At 56.6% G+C, this 18,723-nt stretch carries 13 protein-coding genes and 1 pseudogene; 7 read left to right on the top strand and 7 right to left on the bottom strand.

Annotated features, from left to right (window positions below):
- From hisD to EDC26_RS16600, 5 genes are all read left to right on the top strand, one after another.
- Positions 1-1,314, top strand: a complete 1,314-nt coding sequence (gene hisD / locus EDC26_RS16620; protein ID WP_279432688.1) for a histidinol dehydrogenase — start codon at positions 1-3, stop codon at positions 1,312-1,314.
- The gene (locus EDC26_RS16615) at positions 1,307-2,524 is read left to right on the top strand and encodes a DegT/DnrJ/EryC1/StrS family aminotransferase (RefSeq protein WP_132584693.1); all 1,218 of its coding nucleotides are present in this window, start codon (positions 1,307-1,309) and stop codon (positions 2,522-2,524) included. The genes hisD and EDC26_RS16615 overlap by 8 nt, the downstream gene beginning before the upstream one ends.
- Positions 2,525-2,551: 27 nt before the next feature.
- Positions 2,552-3,535 carry a taurine ABC transporter substrate-binding protein gene (gene tauA / locus EDC26_RS16610; protein WP_132584691.1) on the top strand — a complete coding sequence of 328 codons (984 nt, stop codon included), beginning with the start codon at positions 2,552-2,554 and terminating at the stop codon, positions 3,533-3,535.
- A gap of 126 nt (positions 3,536-3,661) precedes the next feature.
- Positions 3,662-4,459 carry a taurine ABC transporter ATP-binding protein gene (locus EDC26_RS16605; protein ID WP_132584689.1) on the top strand — a complete coding sequence of 266 codons (798 nt, stop codon included), beginning with the start codon at positions 3,662-3,664 and terminating at the stop codon, positions 4,457-4,459.
- Complete coding sequence (locus EDC26_RS16600; RefSeq protein ID WP_207915182.1) at positions 4,452-5,312, top strand: ABC transporter permease subunit; 861 nt, start codon at positions 4,452-4,454, stop codon at positions 5,310-5,312. The genes EDC26_RS16605 and EDC26_RS16600 overlap by 8 nt, the downstream gene beginning before the upstream one ends.
- A 62-nt stretch (positions 5,313-5,374) precedes the next feature.
- Here EDC26_RS16600 and EDC26_RS16595 read toward each other — a convergent pair.
- From EDC26_RS16595 to EDC26_RS16580, 3 genes and pseudogenes are all read right to left on the bottom strand, one after another.
- Positions 5,375-5,464, bottom strand: a pseudogene (locus EDC26_RS16595) (cupin domain-containing protein); the annotation flags it as partial.
- Positions 5,465-6,250: 786 nt separating this feature from the next.
- On the bottom strand, positions 6,251-6,430 hold the full coding sequence (locus tag EDC26_RS16585) for an AbrB/MazE/SpoVT family DNA-binding domain-containing protein (RefSeq protein WP_132584683.1): 180 nt from the start codon (positions 6,428-6,430) through the stop codon (positions 6,251-6,253).
- A gap of 918 nt (positions 6,431-7,348) precedes the next feature.
- A complete protein-coding gene (locus tag EDC26_RS16580) occupies positions 7,349-8,251 on the bottom strand; it encodes a LysR family transcriptional regulator (protein WP_132584681.1) in 903 nt (300 codons plus the stop codon).
- Between the two features lie 93 nt (positions 8,252-8,344).
- Between EDC26_RS16580 and EDC26_RS16575 the strand changes: the two genes are divergently transcribed.
- Positions 8,345-9,946, top strand: a complete 1,602-nt coding sequence (locus EDC26_RS16575; RefSeq protein ID WP_243700955.1) for an NADH-quinone oxidoreductase subunit L — start codon at positions 8,345-8,347, stop codon at positions 9,944-9,946.
- Positions 9,943-12,459, top strand: coding sequence for a YbcC family protein (locus EDC26_RS16570; protein WP_132584679.1), 2,517 nt, complete (start codon positions 9,943-9,945; stop codon positions 12,457-12,459). The genes EDC26_RS16575 and EDC26_RS16570 overlap by 4 nt, the downstream gene beginning before the upstream one ends.
- A gap of 158 nt (positions 12,460-12,617) precedes the next feature.
- Here the strand turns inward: EDC26_RS16570 and EDC26_RS16560 are convergent, their stop codons facing one another.
- The 4 genes from EDC26_RS16560 to EDC26_RS16545 all read right to left on the bottom strand — a co-directional run bounded on the left by EDC26_RS16560 (position 12,618) and on the right by EDC26_RS16545 (position 18,574).
- Complete coding sequence (locus tag EDC26_RS16560) at positions 12,618-15,776, bottom strand: multidrug efflux RND transporter permease subunit (protein ID WP_132584677.1); 3,159 nt, start codon at positions 15,774-15,776, stop codon at positions 12,618-12,620.
- A gap of 12 nt (positions 15,777-15,788) precedes the next feature.
- A complete protein-coding gene (locus EDC26_RS16555) occupies positions 15,789-16,979 on the bottom strand; it encodes an efflux RND transporter periplasmic adaptor subunit (protein WP_132584675.1) in 1,191 nt (396 codons plus the stop codon).
- A 3-nt stretch (positions 16,980-16,982) separates the two neighbouring features.
- The gene (locus tag EDC26_RS16550; RefSeq protein WP_132584673.1) at positions 16,983-17,498 is read right to left on the bottom strand and encodes a MarR family winged helix-turn-helix transcriptional regulator; all 516 of its coding nucleotides are present in this window, start codon (positions 17,496-17,498) and stop codon (positions 16,983-16,985) included.
- Between the two features lie 107 nt (positions 17,499-17,605).
- Positions 17,606-18,574, bottom strand: coding sequence for a LysR family transcriptional regulator (locus tag EDC26_RS16545; protein WP_132584671.1), 969 nt, complete (start codon positions 18,572-18,574; stop codon positions 17,606-17,608).
- Positions 18,575-18,723 lie beyond the last annotated feature (149 nt).

Below are 18,723 nucleotides of genomic sequence, written 5' to 3'. Positions count from 1 at the left end.
GTGCGTTATATCAAGACGGTCGCAGCAAGCGGGCAAGTCCAGGCCGAGAACAGATTGATTCAGGAACGTGTGGAAGCGATGCTTGCGGACATAGAAAAGCGGCGTGAAAGTGCGGTTATCGACTATGCACGTCGATTAGACGGTTGGGAGGGTGATTTTGTGCTTTCTGCGTCAAAGCGCGCCGCGCTTATAGATCAAGTTCCAGAGGGATTGCGGCGAGATATTTGTTTCGCGCACAAACAGGTTGTCAGATTCGCTAATGCGCAACGCAAGAGTTTGACCGAATTCGAGATTGAAACTGAACCGGGCGTTCGACTGGGTCAACGCGTAATCCCAATAGCCGCAGCGGGGTGTTATGTCCCAGGCGGGCGGTACGCTCATGCGGCCTCGGCGATCATGAGTGTTGCTACTGCCAAGACGGCGGGTGTATCGGGTATCGTAGCTAGTTCGCCTCCCCGAGGCTCAAGCATAAATTCCGCGGTGGCTTACGCGATGGACCTTTCGGGCGCTGACATTATCCTGGAAATGGGGGGAGTACAGGCAATAGCCACGATGGCATATGGACTGTTCGGTTGCCCACAGGCCGACATTATTGTGGGTCCGGGTAATTCCTATGTGGCCGAAGCCAAGCGTATTCTATTTGGTCAGGTTGGCATTGACGTCTTCGCCGGTCCTACAGAATCGGCGATTATTGCCGATGAAACTGCTGATCCGATGACTATCGTCGTAGACCTGGTGTCCCAGGCGGAGCATGGTCCAAATTCTCCAGTCTGGCTCTTTACCACGTCTGAATCCCTGGGCAACGCGGTCGCCGCGTTGATGCCCAAGGTGGCCGCCGACATGCCCAATGCGGAAGTGGTCAATGCAGCGTGGCATGATCATGGCGTGATCATATTGTGCGAATCGCGCGAGGAGGCAGCCAAGATTAGTGATCAATATTCTCCCGAACATGTGCAGGTTATTGCGGAAGATCCGTCGTGGTGGAGGGAAAACCTGCGCAACTACGGATCCCTGTTTCTCGGCGAAGGGAGCACAGTCAGCCACGGAGACAAATGCTCAGGCACTAATCATATTCTCCCTACAAAAGGTGCGGGTCGCTATAGCGGAGGCCTGAACGTACAGAAGTTTCTCAAGGTTTTGACGTATCAGGAGCTGTCGGCCCAGGCTAATCAGGTGTTCAGTGCGGTAGGGTCGCGGATATCCCGTGCCGAGGGTATGGAGGGTCATGCGCGAGCGTGTGATTGGCGGTTGCGCAAGTATTACCCTGATATGCATTGGGATTTCAACGTCTACGAACAAAAGCGTTATGCCTGAATCGTTGGAGATCGCCGTGGAAAGCTTTGACAAATCTTTTACTCAGCAGGAGCCAATTCCTGAGGTTGGCATTGCACGTGCAATTGAGATTATGCGTGGCGGGCGGCTACACCGCTACAACGTGAATCAAGGCGAAACTTCCGAGACAACGACGCTCGAGAACAAGTTCGCAAACTATCTTGGTGTCGATTACTGTCTGGCATGTGCATCGGGCGGTTATGCAATGTTAACGGCATTGCGGGCTTTCGGACTCTGGGCTGGCGAATCGGTGCTCACCAATGCATTAACCCTCTCGCCCGTTCCTGGCGCTATCCACGCAGCTGGAGGCAAGGCGGTTTTAGTAGAGACGACAGACCAGCTCGTACTCGATCTTGACGATCTGCACCGAAAACTTGGTGAGACATCCTCCCGGCTTTTGCTGATCTCTCATATGCGCGGCCATATTGTCGATATGGATGCTCTATTGACCATTCTTGACAGGCACGGTGCGTCGTTGATTGAGGATTGTGCGCACACCATGGGAGCCTTCTGGGGGGGGCGCCCAAGCGGGACTTTCGGGATTGCCGCCTGTTTCAGCACCCAAACGTATAAACATATCAATTCGGGAGAGGGCGGTTTCTTGACCAGCAATGATCGCGATTTGATGGCGCGAGCGGTCATTTTGTCTGGCTCCTACATGCTCTATGATCAGCATACGGCGGGGCCGGCGCCAGAGGCGTACGCCGATATACGGCTCGATACGCCAAACTGCTCTGGCCGTATGGACAATCTGCGTGCAGCGATATTGTTGCCGCAATTATCCTGTTTGGATGATCGCGTTTGCCGCTGGAATGAGCGCTATCACGCCATTGAGTCCGAATTGGGCAACGTGGACGGCCTGAAGATGCCGCTACGGCCACCTCAAGAGCAGTTCGTCGGAAGCTCAATACAATTCCTTGTTCCCGGCATAAGTACATCACAGGCCAATGCATTGCTTGCGACGTGCAAGAAGCGCGGCGTTGATCTCAAGTGGTTTGGCGCAGTTGAGCCTCGAGGCTACACCAGCCATTACTCAAGCTGGCGCTATCTAAGCACGCAAACGTTGCCCCAAACAGATCGAGTACTTCACGGTCTGTTCGACATGCGTATTCCTCTTACCTTTTCTATTGATGACTGCCATCTGGTTGGGCGAATCATCAGGGAGAGCTTCAACGTTTCATTAAGTTTATAGCGTCGCATAATCAGGAGACAACACATCATGAAAACATTTATAACTAAAATCGCTATTGCACTGACATTGACAATCGGGCTCGGCGCTGCTGCAAACGCCGAAAAGGTCATCATTGGTACCTTTGGCGATCCCACTCCATCTCATGTGGCTATTGCGCAAGGCAAGTTTGTCAAGGCTACTGGCTGGAATATCGAATGGCGAAAATTTGCTTCCGGAGCGGACGTTATTGCCGCCATGGCGTCGGGTGACGTTCAACTCTCCGAGTTGGGCTCGTCGCCGTTGGCCATTGCCGCGAGCCAAGGAGTCGATGTAAAGCTGTTTTTGATTTCATTCCTTATTGGCTCTTCCGAGTCATTAATCGTTCGAAACGGCAGCGGCATCGACAAGACAGCAGACCTTAAAGGCAAACGCATTGCTGTGCCCATAGGCTCGACCTCACATTTTTCCTTGATGGGCGCATTGAGTCATTGGGGGATTAATCAGAAAGATGTGAAAATTATCGGCATGTCTCCTGATCAAATTAATGCGGCGTGGGCACAAAAAGCAATTGACGCAGCGTTTGTCTGGAATCCGGTTCAAAGTGTATTGCTGGAAAATGGCAAGCGTTTGATATCAGCGGGTGAAATAGCCAAGTGGGGCTATCCGACATTCAATGGCTGGGTAGTGAATCCAAAATTTGCCGCGAAAAACGCCAAAAGCATGGCAGCGTTCGCCAAAACCATGAACGAGGCCAACGCCGACTATTTGAATAATAAGGCGAAATGGACTGCCGATTCGACGCCGATCAAGCAAATTGCCCAGTCTACGGGTGCCCAGGCTAGCCAGGTTCCTACGATTCTGGATGGTTTTACTTTTCTAACGGCGTCCCAGCAAGGGGCGTGGCTAGATAGCCATGCAGCCGATGCATTGAAACGAACCGCAGACTTCTTGAAGGCCAACGGTCGCATCGACACGGTAAGCAAGAACTACAGTCCATTCGTTGATAGCGCTATAGCTAAATCGGTTCAATAATCTATCGTCAAAAATTGGAGGCCTGATTTCTGCTAGGGATCGGCCTTCAGCCACCCACACTTTGGATGCGTTTGACTGATCCGTTGGTGAAAGCCAGCATCCTGGTTATACAAAGAGGTTGCGGCTATGGCGGCACTGTCAATACGTGATGTTTCTTGCGTTTATCCCGCTGCCGGAAAGACGGGACAGATCCATGCCTTGCAGGGTATCAACCTGGAAATCGAACAAGGCGAATTTGTCGTGGCGTTGGGCGCATCGGGCTGCGGAAAATCGACTCTGCTCAATGTGATTGCGGGCTTCATTGCACCCACCCAAGGTACGGTTACTCTTGGGGGCGAGCCCATCAGTGGGCCAGGCGCGGATCGCTCGGTCGTTTTTCAAAAACATGCCTTACTGCCTTGGCTCAATGTGCTGGACAACGTCGCTTTTGGTCTGAAGATTCAAGGGAAAAATCGTCCTGCTCGCGAGAAAGTCGCCTGTAAGTACATCAAGTTGCTGGGGCTCGAGCAATTCGAACAGTCTGCCGTCTACATGTTGTCCGGAGGCATGCAGCAACGGGTCGGTATCGCACGGGCGCTGACCAGCGATCCCGAAATCCTTTTGATGGATGAGCCGTTGGGCGCACTTGATGCATTGACGCGCGAACGTGCGCAAGAGCTTATTCTCAAAATCTGGAACGAAACCGGAAAATTGATGTTTCTGATCACCCACAGTGTCGAGGAAGCGTTATTCATGGGAACGAGGTTGATTGTGATGTCACCTAGCCCTGGGCGAATCTCGCATGTGTTTGACCTGTCATTCAATCGTCGTTACCTGGCAACTGGTGATGCTCGCGCAGTTAAGGCCTCACCAGACTTCATCGCGTTGCGCGAAAAAATACTTCAGATCATTTTTCGGGACGATGAGGGCACCCACCATGAATAGCACCACTCGATCCAAGTCGCCTTCCGCTTTGTTGATTCTGCGGCGCGCTCGCGCCGCCAAGCCTGGCCAGATATATGGCGTGCCTGGCCAGGGCGATAGCGTTCTTATTAGCTTTCTGGTCATTATCGGGTTGATATTTTTTTGGTGGCTATTCACCACGCTGGGCTTGATCAAGCCGCTTTTCCTGCCTTCGCCTCAGGCCATTGTCGAAAAATTTCTTCACATTGCCGCTGATGGCTTTACCGGATCATCGTTGCTGGTTCATGTCCGAATTAGTATCTTTCGCGTCTTTAGCGCGTTTTTCCTGGCCTGCGTGATTGGCATCCCTTTGGGGCTTTGGATGGGTATGAGCCCCATAGCACGAGGTATTTTCGATCCGCCTATCGAGTTCTATCGACCCATACCGCCCCTGGCGTATCTTCCCCTCATGATCATTTGGTTCGGCATTGGTGAAGAATCCAAAATATTACTGATCTTTTTGTCGGTATTCGCACCTGTTGCCCTAGGCGCGAGGTCAGGCGTAAAATCCGCTGCCATTGAGCAAATACATGCTGCCTATTCGTTCGGCGCTACGCGGTGGCAAGTGACTTCCCAAATCATACTGCCTTCGGCCATGCCAGAAATCATCACGGCCATGCGGATTGGTATTGGTTTTGGCTGGACTACGCTGGTAGCAGCGGAAATGGTAGCGGCTACTGAAGGCTTGGGATATATGGTGTTGTCGGCAGCGCAATTCCTTCAGACCTCTACCGTCATTGTCGGTATTATTATCATTGCCGCAATCGCCTACACGTTCGATTTCATGATGCGGTTCGTCGAGCGCAAAGTGGTGCCGTGGAAGGGGCGAACCTAAACGCGCGACCTGACCATAGGAGTCGAGGCCCCAAACCAGCGCTGTTTTGGGCCTAACTTCAGCTACGAAACAAAAATAAAATTCTTCTGCACTGTTTCCACCACTTCCCAAGCCCCTTTTGTACCAGGTTCAATTGTGAAGATATCTCCGGCAATGGCTATTGATCGTATCCAAGAAAGAGCCATCTCTGGAGCTTATCCAATATATGGCTGACTCGTTTGGTACATCGTTTCCTGCCGTTGCATCGAGGTTCGCCCGTCTCAGCGACATACCCTGTGCCTTCGTCACAATGGAACTCGGTGCAGTGCGGTAAGGCATACATTTGCGTCAGTGCTAGTCAAAACTACGCCACACACTCAGGTCAGAGACATGCTCGGGCACATCTGAATCCATACGACTAGTCTTTATTTAGGCACGGAGAAGGAGGAGGGAGGTTCCCATTTCAACTGAACTGAAAGTTGGTCCAATCGCATCAAGCCTGCGGCCTGACTCAAGTTACCAAGGTCGCACTTAAATCATTTGGTTTCTCGGTCATTGCATGCCATCTATGCACGTGAATCGTTGGCTAACAGCGTGAGCAGAAGCTCTGACAGGTTCGGATCGCATTGCCAATCACTAGAAGCAGGCTAATTATTCTCTCGCTCTCTTGCGGTAGTCTTGTTGAATAAGGATTTTAGGGCTGGCTAGTTCTTCTTTAAAGTATACGTAAGGCCGAACCTGCCGCTAGTCCAAGGAAAAGCAAGAGCATGGGTATGAGTACAAAAATCATTTCGGCCTCACTCGATAGTCGGTATCGATGATGTTGGTCGTCTTCGGGCTGCGCCGAGTCTCCCCACGAGGATTGAATTTTCTCTGGGCCGATTCGCTGCCGAAATACAAGCTGATCACACCATACGCGACCATAATTGAGCCGACAATGATAATAAATAGCTCATGACTCATTCTACTGGCCTCGGTTGTTCACGCTCGTCCATGAAGTCTGGCGACACGCCCGGCAGAGCAAACCATTCATCCCATGAGCTTTTCTTAAAGGCCTTTGCGGTTGTGGGCTTGTTGTATAGGCGGATAAATGCTGCGACGCCCAAAGCCAACACGAGCAGTGGTGCAATGATTTTCATGCTTGCCTCCAGTTCGAGGCATTTGGTTCAGTATGTTTTACTCTGGATCGCCACAGTTTTGATAAGGAGTTAGCTAATCGGCGAGTCGGGCAAGAGCCCAAAGGTTCCTCCCATCATAATTGTTAGTGACTATCGTACGAGGGCCAAATGACTCGCAAAATGGAATAATTCAACAGAATCGAAGCGTTCCAAGTTGGCGTCAAAAATGACAGCGAATGACTATACGATGGTTAATTTCGTAGGCGATGGATTGCTCAAGAATTTAAGACACTTGCCAGCCTCACCCAACGCGGTCTCCTATTTTCTGCAATATTTTGATGCACCGCTAATGTGTTATCGTTTTCCCCACAATCAAAATTTATCACCGAGACAACATCTTCCAACGTTGAGCGATCTACTGCGCCTGATTATTCATTGTCCGGGCGAACTTTGACTCAAACTTTCTTCGGCTAACGTTGTATGTTGTTGTTCGAGCGAACTTTAACCTCGTGAATTCGAATCATTGAAACCAAATAAAATCAATGACTCGGATCGACGCCCCCCGAGCGAACTTTATTGTGTCTCTTCATTGCTGAAGACTGAAAATAAAGTCTGTCGGGAGGTAATAAAGTCTGTTCGATGCTATATTCCAGTAACGTCGTTTAAAATTATTTAAATTAAATGCAATTAATCATTAAATACGTTTAATTCGCTTTTCGTACGATTTTGGCAATAAGAGGCTGTCCTTTTCCTGATCCCGCTTCATGAAAGGGGCTTGTTGGGTGCTTTGTGCGGTAAAGTTACTGGTGAGCTCCTCGTGGAATGCATATCACGGACGGTGTCACGAGCCGCGCCTAAGCGTCGCATGGAGAACGCTCTGCGAACGAATCTGCTGCACCGTCAAGTGGCGGCCAGCTAAAGTACTTATAGGAGGCTGCGTCAGGTAAAGGCGTCTGCAGCCGCCGCGCGCAACAGCAGCTGGTTGAGCGGGCCCACTGGCTGACGGTGTTGGGCCGTGATGGCGTAAAAATGTTCGGTGAGCTGTGAGGACTGGCCAACGTGCACCAGCTCGCCTGAGCGCAGCTCATCCTGCACCACCACTTCCGGCAGCACCGTGATCCAGCCACTGTCGCGCGCGACCAGTCGCAACATCGTCATGTCGTCAATCTCGGCACGCAGTCTTGGCTGCACCCCAGCCGAAAAACACAAGGCATCGAACTGTGCGCGCACGCTGTGGCGCAGGCTTGGCATGGCCATTTCGACTGCATCAAGGTCTTGTGGGACTCGCAACGTAGTGCCCGACCAACGGTCGGCCCGGCCAACCAGTGAGATGACCTGACTGCCGAGAAATCGCGAAGACACCGGATGGGCAGGATCGGAAAGGACTGGCTCGTTGGCGAGCACCACGTCCAGTTGATGGCGCAATAGGCGTTCCACCAGCGTTTGCAACGATCCCGAGTCCACGGAAAGAACGACTGTCGGGTCGCGGAACAAGGAGCGCAACCAGTTGACCTGAAAGTTGCGTGACATGGTCGAAACGCTTCCCACACGTACGTGGGTCGTGCCTTCGTCGCGACCTTCGAGCCACCCAAGCATCTGTTCACCCAGGCCGAAGATGCTGTCGGCGTAGGCAAAGACCTGCTGGCCCGTCGCGGTGAGCTCCAGGCGCCGTCCGCGGCGGTCGAACAAAGGCTTGCCCAGGCGGTTCTCCAGTTGTTTGATTTGCGTGGAGAGGGCGGACTGGGAAGTATGGATCTGTTCAGCCGCGTGCGTGAGAGATCCCTTCTTGGCTACACGCCAGAAGTAAAACAAGTGCTTGAAATTAAGCTGATTTATATCCATCGTTCTATTTTAGAGAACTATTCCATATTATAAATGTAATTTACAGAACATATAAAAACTTGAAGAATAGGCTCGTTGCTTTTGGGAGGGTGTGTGTTGAATTTGTCGTACGAACTGAATTTCGCGTTTGCGCTGGCGCCTGCCGTGCTGATGTCGGTTGCGGCATTGTGGGCGTGGTGTAGCCACGTGCCCGTGCAGCGCATGTGGCGGAGGTTCAACGCGCTCGCGCTCACCGCATTGGCCTTTTCGCTGGTCGGGCTCGCTTCGCAGTTGGCGCTTGTGTCAGCATACAGCACAGCGGCGCCGGGCATGGAGGGCTGGTTTGCCGCGAATCAGTTCGGCGCCTGGGTAAGCCTCCTGGTGCAATTGCTCGGTGCTGCCATTGGCATCTATTCATCCAATCATTTAAAGGGTGAGCCGCGCCAGCCGGTGTACATTGCTGCCCTGGCCGCTGTGCTGGCCGCTGTGCATTTTCTGTTGCTGGCCAACCACTGGATCGTCCTGATTGCTGCGTGGACGGCCATCCAATACGCGATGCGCTACCTGTTGTGCTTCTACAAGGACCGGCCGTTTGCGTTACTGGCGGCGCACAAAAAAATGGTGACGGATTGTGTGGCCGACTTGCTCCTGATTGCCGCAGCGATTCTTGCGTGGTCGCAGGTGGGCAGCGGGTCGTTGTCTGCCTTGTGGGCGTATATCGCGGATGGCCATGCTTCCGCGACCCTCGCCTGGAGCGGAATCTGCCTGGTACTGGCAGTTATCGCGCGCACGGCACTGATGCCGGTGCATGGCTGGCTGGTACAGGTGATGGAAGCACCGACGCCGGTGTCGGCACTGCTGCATGCCGGGGTGGTCAACCTGGGGGGGTACGTGTTGGTGTTGTTTGCACCCTTGCTTGGCGTGTCGCTCGCCGCGCGTTGGCTGCTGGTGGTATTTGGGCTGGTTTCAGCGATGGTGGCGGGGTTGGTGCTGCTAACGCGCGTCAGCCAGAAAGTACACTTGGCGTGGTCTACGATCGCTCAGATGGGTTTCATGCTGCTCGAGTGCGGCCTGGGTCTGTACCTCTTTGCGGCGTTGCACCTGTTGGGCCATTCGCTTTACAAGGCTCACAACTTTTTGAACGCCTCCAGTATCGTCAGGGAGTGCGATCGCAAGCTCATCACGGGCACGGTCCGGAATTTGGGCTTGAGCATGGTCGTCGCGGTGCCCGTCGCGCTTGTCATCGTGTTTGCCCTTCAGTCTGTGATGGGCAATCACGCATGGCCGTGGTGGTGGAGTGCGGTGCTGGCGCTCGCGTGGGCGCCGATCCTGTGGGTGCCGAAGGCGGAACCAGGTCGCTCTGAGGTAGTGCCCGTGCGGATGGCGACGGCGTTGGCGACTGCTGCCTTCCTGACGCTCGCCGCCGGCATCATGGAGCGTGCGCCGATTGGTGCAGGTAATGATCCGCTGACCGCCGCCGGCGTCGTCGCCTTGATCGGAATGGGCGCGATGTACCTTGGGATGACGGTGTTCCAGCTCTGGCCGCAATCGGTCGTTACCGTGCGCCGCTGGGTGTACGCTGGCTTTTATATGGATGAAGGCTACACCCACTGGGTGTTGAGGCTGTGGCCTGCCCGTTGGGCCGGAGCCGGCCGCGAAGTCAAGCTGGCTCCCTGGAGCCTCCGCGAATCTGCCTGGGGGCGGTCCGAATCATGAGTTCGGTCATGCCTGCTACAACCTCTGTGAATGAATCGGCCGCGACGACCGCTGGCCCTGACGATGAGACCCTGCAAAGTGTCGCAGCGCGCGCGTGTTCCAGCATCATGCCTGCCTGGCCGCTGGATCAGGCCGTGGCGGTCAACCCACACTGGCGGCGCATTGGCATGCCGATCCGCCGCGTGGCGGCGCGTCTGGCGGTACTTGGCGACTTTCGCGTGTTTCCTGCGCGAGATTACATCAGGCAGGAGTGGGATGCAGGCCGCATTACGCGCGCGGATCTGGATGCCGCGCTGAAAATCCACACCGCACATGAAGCCTGTGCGATGACGGCCGAGCACTGGGTTGCCGAGCTGGCGAGCGCGCCCCGTGTACGCCGCGAGCCGTTGTTGGTGGATCTGCTCGACGACGCGGTGCAGAAGAACAAACGCTGGCCGTGGCGGGCAGCCCTCGTGTTCCAGATGAGCCAGACCTGTGCGACCTACTTCGACCGCCATCAGGCAGACTGGCGCGCTTCGGGCAGTCCCAGCCTGTACGGTTTCTGGCGCGAGAGCATGATCGGCGACCATGGCCTGAGCTCAAGGCTGGGCCTGCCCGGGTTTATGAAACAGTTGCGTAAACTGCCGTTGCGGGCAGAGGAGGCGATGCGTTGGGCGCTGACCGAGCTTTCGCTGGAGGAGCCGGTTTGGGAGGACTACTTCAAGGCGTTGCTGTTGTCGATCAATGGCTGGGCCTCGTGGTGCGCATACATTGGCTGGCAGAAGATACCCGCCGGGCAGAATGATCCGCGCCTGTGCGAGCTGCTTGCTTGTCGGATCGCGTGGGAGGCGTTGCTTGCCTGCTCCGTGCCGTCTGCTGCGCGGCGTGACGCGATTGTTGCGCTTGGCGCAAACTGGCGGGATTTCGACCGGCGTGTCGCAGAAGCGGATTCGGCGCTGGTGGTGGACGAACTATGGCAACAGGCCCTCGAAACGAGCTTCCAGCGCGGGTTCGCACGCACGCTGCGCACACCGGTGCCGTCAGATGCAACGCAGGCGCCAGAGGTTCAGGCCGTTTTTTGCATTGATACGCGCAGCGAGCTCATGCGGCGTTCGCTGGAAGCCGTATGGTGCGGTGTCCAGACGCGTGCGTTCGCGGGCTTCTTCGGTATCCCTATTCATTACAATCCGCTGGGTACCGACATTCACCGGCCGCAGTTGCCTGGGATAGCCTATCCGAGTATCGCGGTGCAGGATGTCGTGACGGCATCGGGGCGCGCCACCACCGATGGTGCGAGATCGGTGCGGGTCCGGTCGGCACGCTGGAAGCGGCTGGCGCGGCTTGACCAGTGGCTGGGCGCCGTGCGCTGGCCGAATGCGACCTTTTCCTTTGTCGAAGCGTTTGGCGTTGGCTATCTCGGCAAGATTGTGCGTTGGATCAGGCCACCGGTGACGCCGCGTGTCAGTGTGGATCACATTGGCTTGCCTGTTGCCATTCAGGAACAGTGCCGGCCGATGATTACGGAGCTCGACGTCGAAAAGCAGGTGGAGCTGGCCGCAGGCGTCTTGCACACTATGGGGCTCGATGGCCGCCTGGCACCACTGGTCATATTGTGTGGCCACACTGGGCAAAGCACCAACAACGCGCATGCATCGACCCTCGACTGCGGGGCCTGCTACGGCCGGCCTGGAGAAGCCAATGCACGTGCGCTGGCACACTTACTGAACGATCCGCGGGTGCGTGAAGGTTTGCACCAGCGCGGGCTCAACGTTCCACCTGATACCTTCTTTATTGGGGCATTGCACAACACGACCACCGACGAAGTGACTGGCTTCGACCTTGATCTCCTGCCGCCGACAGCGCAGGTCCGTTGGAAGAAGATGGAACAGGTCTTTGCGCAGGCGGGCGATCGTATTCGTCGTGAGCGTGCGCCGGCACTGTGGATGGACGCGAACCTTGCACCCGACGCGTTGCTGAAATCTTTCCGGCGCAGAGCCAATGACGGTTCACAGACCCGGCCGGAGTGGGGGCTCACCCGCAACGCCGCGTTCATCATCGGTCCGCGTGACCGCAGTCGTGGCAGAGTGCTTAATCGCGCCTACCTTCACGACTACGACGCTCGTTTCGATGCGGACGGCAGCGTGCTCGAGAAGCTGATGATGGGACCGATGCTGGTCACTCACTGGCTGTCCTGGCAGTACCACGCTTCGACCTGCGATCCGTTGCACTATGGTTCAGGCAACAAGGTGCTGCACAACGTCGTGGATGGCCATGTCGGGGTATTTGAAGGCAATGGCGGTGACCTTCGCATCGGCCTGCCCAAGCAGTCCTTGCACAACGGCGATGGCTGGTATCACCAGCCCGTTCGCTTGACAGTTGTGATCGATGCGCCTGCGGCCTCGATCGAAAGCGTCATGGCGCGTAACGCTGTGCTGGGCCAATTGTGCGATAACGGCTGGATGTTGTTGTGGCGTTACGAGGGAAAAGAGCTGCAGCGCTACAAGCGTGGCCTCTGGCTGCCTCTTGAGGTCTGACCCTGCCCGGTTTTCACGTACAGCGAGAAGATCAAGCTCTTCGGGCGCGGCTCGCACGGCAAGTGTCGCCGCTGTTGGTGTGCATGCATGGATTGGTTTTTACGCTGACATGACCTTGCGGACCGTCGAAGCGCCATTCGTCTTTGGTGGGCCAATAGCTAGATGAGATCACCGCGTGCCCGGCTAGTTCGTTCCGCTACTCTCACTTCATCAAGCTTGTCGCCGGCGATCCGGCGCACGACCACGTAAAACACCGGAATCAGGAGCAGTCCGAAAATCGTGGCGAACAGCATGCCACCTATCACGCCGGTGCCAATGGCATGGCGCGCGTTGGCACCGGCTCCTGTGGAAATAAAGAGCGGAAACACACCAAGAATGAACGCGAACGAGGTCATCAGAATAGGGCGGAAGCGCAACCGCGCCGCAGTCAGGATCGCTTCGCGCAAGGTCTTCCCTTCCCCCTGCGCCGCAACCGCGTACTCGATGATCAGGATGGCGTTCTTCGCAGCCAGGCCGATCACGGTCACCAGGCCGATCTTGAAGAATACGTCGTTGGAAAGGCCGCGTCCCATCGTGAATAGCACCGTGCCAAGCAGCGTAAGCGGCACGATCAGCAGCACTGAGACCGGAACCGACCAACTTTCATACAGGGCTGCGAGCGCCAGAAACACCACCAGGATGGACAAAGCCATCAGCATGGGGGCACCGCTGCTCGACGCAGCTTCCTGGAACGACTCGCCGGCCCAGTCAAAGCCAAAGCCATGCGGCAGGTCGTGCGCCACGATGTTCTGCATCGCATCCATCGCCTGGCCCGATGCAAAGCCGGCGGCGGCGTCACCCACGACCTCAATCGCCGGATTTCCGTTGAAACGTGCGAGCGATGGTGAAACGAGGTCCCAGTGGCTTTTGATCACGCTGGAAATCGGAATCATCGCCGGCGTGCCGTCGGGATTCTTCCGCGTGCTGCTCGGCGTGTAGAAATCGTTGAACGCCGAGCGGCTCATGCGGTAGGGCGCAGCCGCCTGCAGCATCACGAACTTGACACGCCCTTCGGCAAACATCTGGCCGACCTGGGTGGGCGCGAGCATCAAACTGGCCGCATTGGCCACGTCGGTAGCCGAGAGCCCCATCGAGGCCGCCTGCACGCGATCGATATTGAAATCGAGCTGCGGCGCCGGTGGCAACTGGTTGGGCCGCACGTTGACCAGGACCTTGTCACCCTTGGCTTTGGCCAGCGCCGTCTCGAGCGCCTGGTTGAGCGCGGTGCGCCCAAGGCCGCCGGTGTCTTCCAGGTACATGTCGAAACCCCCAAACTGGCCGAGGCCGTGCACCGTGGGCAGGTTGACGACGACGATGGACGCATCGCGGATGTCTTTGTGCAGTTGCTTGTTCAACCGTGGAATCAACTGCTCCGCAGTGAGCTTGCGCTTGCTCCAGTCCGTCAACTGAATGAACGCCATGCCATTGTTTTCACCCGAGCCGACCGGGCTGAAGCCGACGATCTGCATCATGTGCTCGATCTCGGGATCCTTCTGGAGCACGCCCCATACCTGACTCATCACCGCTTCGCTGCGTTGCTTGGTCGCTCCCGGTGGCAATTGCACCATGGCCAGCAAGTAGCCCTGATCCTCCTGCGGCACAAAACTGCCCGGCAGCCTGGCGTAGAGGAATCCGGCCATCACCGCCACCACGAGGAACACCACCATCCAGCGCGGAGCATGGCGCACGGCGTGTGCCACGTGGCCGACGTAGGTGTGATGTGTCCAGCCAAGCATGTCGTTGAACTTGCGAAACAAAACATTCTTTTTGCGCTCGTGTTCCGGCTTCAGGTATTTCGCGCACAGTGCCGGCGTGAAAGTCAGTGCGAGGAACGCCGAGAAGAACATTGACACCGCGATCGTCAGGGCGAATTGGCGGTAGATGATGCCGGTCGAGCCCGACTGCAGCGCCGAAGGCACGAATACTGCCAGCAGCACCGCCGTGATGGCAACCACGGCGCCCGAGATTTCCTTCATGCCCTTGCGCGCGGCCTCCTTGGGCGACAACCCCTGCTCGGTCATGATGCGCTCGATGTTCTCGATCACTACGATCGCGTCGTCCACAACGATACCGATGGCCATCACCATGCCGAACAGACTGAGCTGGTTAATGGTGAACCCGAGCGCATCCATGCCGATGAACGCCCCGAGCAGTGCCACCGGGATCACGATGGCAGGAATGAGGGTGGCGCGGAAGTTCTGGAGGAAGATCAGCATCACCAGAAACACCAGCACTAAGGCCTCGACCAGTGTCGTCAGCACGTCCTGGATCGAAATCGTGATGAAGGTTGTGGTGTCGTAGGGAACGAACCAGCTCACCCCTTCCGGAAAGCCCACCTGCAGCTTCGCCATCTCGGCGCGTACCGCCTTCGCGACGGTGAGGCCGTTGGCGCCGGGCAAAGTCTGGATAGCGAATGCACCGATCGGCTTGCCGTCGTAGATGGTGTCGAAGCCGTAGTTTCTCGGCCCAAAGTCCGCAGTCGCGATATCCCCGAGTTTCACCACGGTGCCATCGGGATTGGCACGCAGGATAATGTTGAGGAATTGCCCGGGCGTCGAAAACAGGTTCTCTCCGGTCACGTTGGCGGTGAAGCCCCAGCCCTTGACTGCCGGGTCCGCGCCCAGCGTGCCGGCCGCCACTTGAATGTTCTGCTCTTTCAACGCGTTGATTACGTCGGTCGCCGACAGGCCGTAGCCATGCATCTTCTCCGGATTCAACCAGATCCGCATTGCATATTCGGCACCGAACTGATTTGTGGCCCCGACGCCGGGTATGCGTGAGATGGGGTTGAGCACTTGCGAAGCGACGATGTCGTTCAGGCGGTCCCGGCCGATGGCGGGGTTGTCCGAGCTCAATGCAACGGCCATCAACGTGTCGGGGTTGGCCTTGGCGACAACGATGCCTTGTGCAAGCACTTCTGGTGGCAACAGCGGCTCGGCCCGCGACACCTGGTTCTGCGTTTGTACCGCAGCGATATCGGGGTTGGTGCCGGGCTTGAAGGTCAGGGTAATGGCCACGCGGCCGCTGGAGCTCGTGGACGAATTGAAGTACAGCAGGTTGTCGATGCCGGTGAGCTGCTGCTCGATCACTTCGGTCACCGAGCCTTCGGCGGTGCTGGAACTGGCGCCGGGATAGTGGGCGACAATCGAAACCTGCGGCGGTGCGATATTCGGATACGACTGCACGCCGAGGTCGTCGATCGCGAGCACGCCGCCAAGCGTAATCAGGATCGCGATTACCCAGGCAAAAATGGGCCGGTCGATAAAGAAATTCGACATGTGGAAATTCCGTTACTCGCCGTCGGTGGCTTTGGCGGATGCGACAGCAGCGCCCGTTGTTTTTGCAGTCGATGCGGGCGGCTGCCAAGGCTCTGTCTTGGCTTGTGCACCAAGCTGTACCATCTGCAACCCCGAAACGATCACCTGGTCGCCCGCGCTGAGGCCGGACGTGACGACCCAGTCAACCCCCTGCGTGCCATTCGTCGTCACGTTGCGGTGCGTAACCTTGCTGTCCTTGCCGACCACCAGCACATAGGTGCCCGTGATGTCGCGCTGCACTGCGGGTTGCGGAATCAGGAACGCGTTGTGGCGCTCACCCAGCGCCAATTGCAGGGTGACGTAAGTTCCCGGAAGCAGCCTGAACTTCGGGTTCGGCAACAGCGCGCGCAAAGTGACCGATCCGGTGGAGGGATCGACCGTGGGTGCAGAAAAATCCACCGTGCCGGGCACGGCGTAGGGCGTGCCGTCGGGCAGCGTGACCTTGACCGTGGTCTTGTTGGGCGCAGTGAGCTGGATGTCGCCACGTTCTGCGGCCCTCTGCAACTCGTTGAGATCGTTTACGCCGATAGCGAAGTTGACGTACAGCGGGTCCAGTTGGCTCACCGTCGTGAGCAAGGTCGCAGAGCCCTGGCCCACGAGCGCACCCTCGGTGACCTGCTGTTGGCCGGCACGGCCGGCTATGGGCGAGGTGACATGGGCGTAACCCAGATTGATGCGTGCTGTTTGCACACCGGCCTGATCGACCTCAACCGTCGCTGCCTCCTGCCGCACCAGGAACTTCTGGTCGGAGTAAATTTGTTCGGCAATCGCTTTTTGTTGGTTCAGCCGTTGGTAACGCGCGAGGTTCACCCGCGCCTGGCCGAGGTTCGCCTGGTCTTTTGCGAGTTGCGCCGTGGCACTGGCCAGCGCCGCTTTCAGGGGTGCCGGATCAATCTCGAACAGCAACTGTCCTTTCTTCACTTCGCTGCCTTCGACGTAAGCACGCTTGAGCAGCACGCCTGCGACTCGGGCATTCACGTCGGCACTACGGAATGCGGACAGACGACCCACCAAATTCTTGACGAGAGGCACGTTCTCCACGTGCGTGGTCACCACTCCAACCAGCGGAGGCGGTGGCGTCGGCGCCGGATCCTTGCTTTCGCCGCAGGCTGTCAACAGCAGTGCCAGGCACCAGGGGGCGGTACGCAGAATAAAATTTTTCATGAGTTAGGAATCGACCACGGTATCCATCGACTTGACAAGTAGGCGCAACAGACGCTGCAACTCACACTTGTCGGCCGCGCTGAAGCAGGAAAACGCCGCGCGCAATGGCGGAAAAAACCTGGGCAAAAGCTCGAGGACGAACTGGAGGCCGGCCTGTGTGATTCTCAATTCGACCCGACGCCGATCCTCGGCGCAGTTGGCACGCGCCACCAGTCCGCGCTTGACGAGTAAGTCCGTAATACGGGTGACGTTGGCCGGAGTTTGCGCAAGATAAGCGGATAACTCATCCGGGAAAACGGGGTTATCCGTATTGCCAAATAAATACATCAGCGCGCGAAAGTCGCTCTGGTGCATGTCGTACGGACTTAGCGCCGCATCCGACAAATTGGTCAACCCCTTCGCGGCCAAATTCAGCCAACCGGCCAGCGTCGCGTCTTGCAGCGGGAAACCCGCCACACTGCGTGCGACGAGATCCAGACTGGCCTCCATCTTCTGCATGTGCAGCGCCGAATTGCTCATTGTTTAGCTTGTGAATATTTAGCTAACGAAATGTTAGCACGATGAACAATCTATGTGTTGCTCAAGTCTGTTGAACGTTGGCTCCGATCCGCGGCATCCCACTCGACTCATTTTCTTCGTTTGCGTGGGGAGTCCGTATGGGAGGCGGATATTTGCGACAGCAATGGGGTGACAGTGTCTCTCGCGGTCGCACGATAGCCTTTAAACCACGTCCGAAACTGTCGCACAAACCGCTCATTCAACTGTGAAGGTACCTTATTCGCGGGATGGTACATGTAGACTTCAAAGCTCACCGTAGGCAAGAACGGGCGGATGGCCACCCGAGTCAGGTCAGCCATCGTCGCTGCGGCCTCGTCAATGATCGCCACGCCGGCGCCCCGTGCGACAAGCGCTAACGCCACTGCGGATTGCGGCGTTGTCAAAGAGATGTCGCGGTCTATCGCTTGCCTATCGAATACAGCTTCCACCCGGGAGCGCGCACCATCAATCTCGGCTAATGAGATGAATGGCTGACCGTGGAGATCCTCCGCGCGTATGACCTTATTTGCAGCGAGCGCGTGGCCAATTGGCAGCGCGCAAACTCCAACGAGGCTTCCCAGCGCCTCCACGTGAACGCCGGGACGGGGCGCGAGGATCATTGATATTCCGATATCTGCCTGGCCGTCCGCTGTCCAGTCAATCACCCGAGGAGATGTTTGCGCGTGCAACGCGATTGTGATCTTGCTCGATTCACGAGTGAATTGAGCGACAAAGTCGGCCATCAGCGTCTGGGCGAAGCTCGGGGAAGCGACTACTGTGAGCCGGCCGCGTCGCATGTCACGCACGTCTCTGGCAGCTTCTTTCAACTCGATGACGCCACGCCACGCTCGGTCTATCGAACCAATAAGGGCTTGCGCTTCTGATGTCGGCACCAGGCGCCCACCGCGCTGTTCGAATAGCACTAAGTTGAGCTCATTTTGCAACTGGGTGAGTTGCTTTGTCATTGCCGGCTGAGATATCTTGAGCGAGTGAGCGGCTGCTGTAACTGTCCCGCATTCCATCATTGCCTTGAAGACCTCAATGAGTCGGAATTTCATAGTTTTGCCTTTTCAAGTGTTAGGGCTTTGAGTCGACTATAACTCACAGTTATGGATTGATAACGTTGCGTCTTGCGGCGTAGACATGTCACACCCTCAACCGTAGACTTGTCGCATATCGGGCTTGGGCCTGACTAACTGAAGGAGCG

It is taken from the genome of Paralcaligenes ureilyticus, from assembly GCF_004346225.1.
GTDB lineage: Bacteria > Pseudomonadota > Gammaproteobacteria > Burkholderiales > Burkholderiaceae_B > Paralcaligenes > Paralcaligenes ureilyticus.
The sequence above is the reverse complement of the archived record's forward strand: the minus strand, read 5'-3'. Positions and strand labels throughout refer to the sequence as shown.

Excerpts from the sequence above, each read along its gene's own strand:
- EDC26_RS16615 (WP_132584693.1), top strand. The coding sequence starts at position 1,307 with ATGCCTGAATCGTTGGAGATCGCCGTGGAAAGCTTTGACAAATCTTTT.
- tauA (WP_132584691.1), top strand. The coding sequence starts at position 2,552 with ATGAAAACATTTATAACTAAAATCGCTATTGCACTGACATTGACAATC.
- EDC26_RS16605 (WP_132584689.1), top strand. The coding sequence starts at position 3,662 with ATGGCGGCACTGTCAATACGTGATGTTTCTTGCGTTTATCCCGCTGCC.
- EDC26_RS16600 (WP_207915182.1), top strand. The coding sequence starts at position 4,452 with ATGAATAGCACCACTCGATCCAAGTCGCCTTCCGCTTTGTTGATTCTG.
- EDC26_RS16585 (WP_132584683.1), bottom strand. The coding sequence starts at position 6,430 with ATGAAAATCATTGCACCACTGCTCGTGTTGGCTTTGGGCGTCGCAGCA.
- EDC26_RS16580 (WP_132584681.1), bottom strand. The coding sequence starts at position 8,251 with ATGGATATAAATCAGCTTAATTTCAAGCACTTGTTTTACTTCTGGCGT.
- EDC26_RS16570 (WP_132584679.1), top strand. The coding sequence starts at position 9,943 with ATGAGTTCGGTCATGCCTGCTACAACCTCTGTGAATGAATCGGCCGCG.
- EDC26_RS16560 (WP_132584677.1), bottom strand. The coding sequence starts at position 15,776 with ATGTCGAATTTCTTTATCGACCGGCCCATTTTTGCCTGGGTAATCGCG.
- EDC26_RS16555 (WP_132584675.1), bottom strand. The coding sequence starts at position 16,979 with ATGAAAAATTTTATTCTGCGTACCGCCCCCTGGTGCCTGGCACTGCTG.
- EDC26_RS16550 (WP_132584673.1), bottom strand. The coding sequence starts at position 17,498 with ATGAGCAATTCGGCGCTGCACATGCAGAAGATGGAGGCCAGTCTGGAT.
- EDC26_RS16545 (WP_132584671.1), bottom strand. The coding sequence starts at position 18,574 with ATGAAATTCCGACTCATTGAGGTCTTCAAGGCAATGATGGAATGCGGG.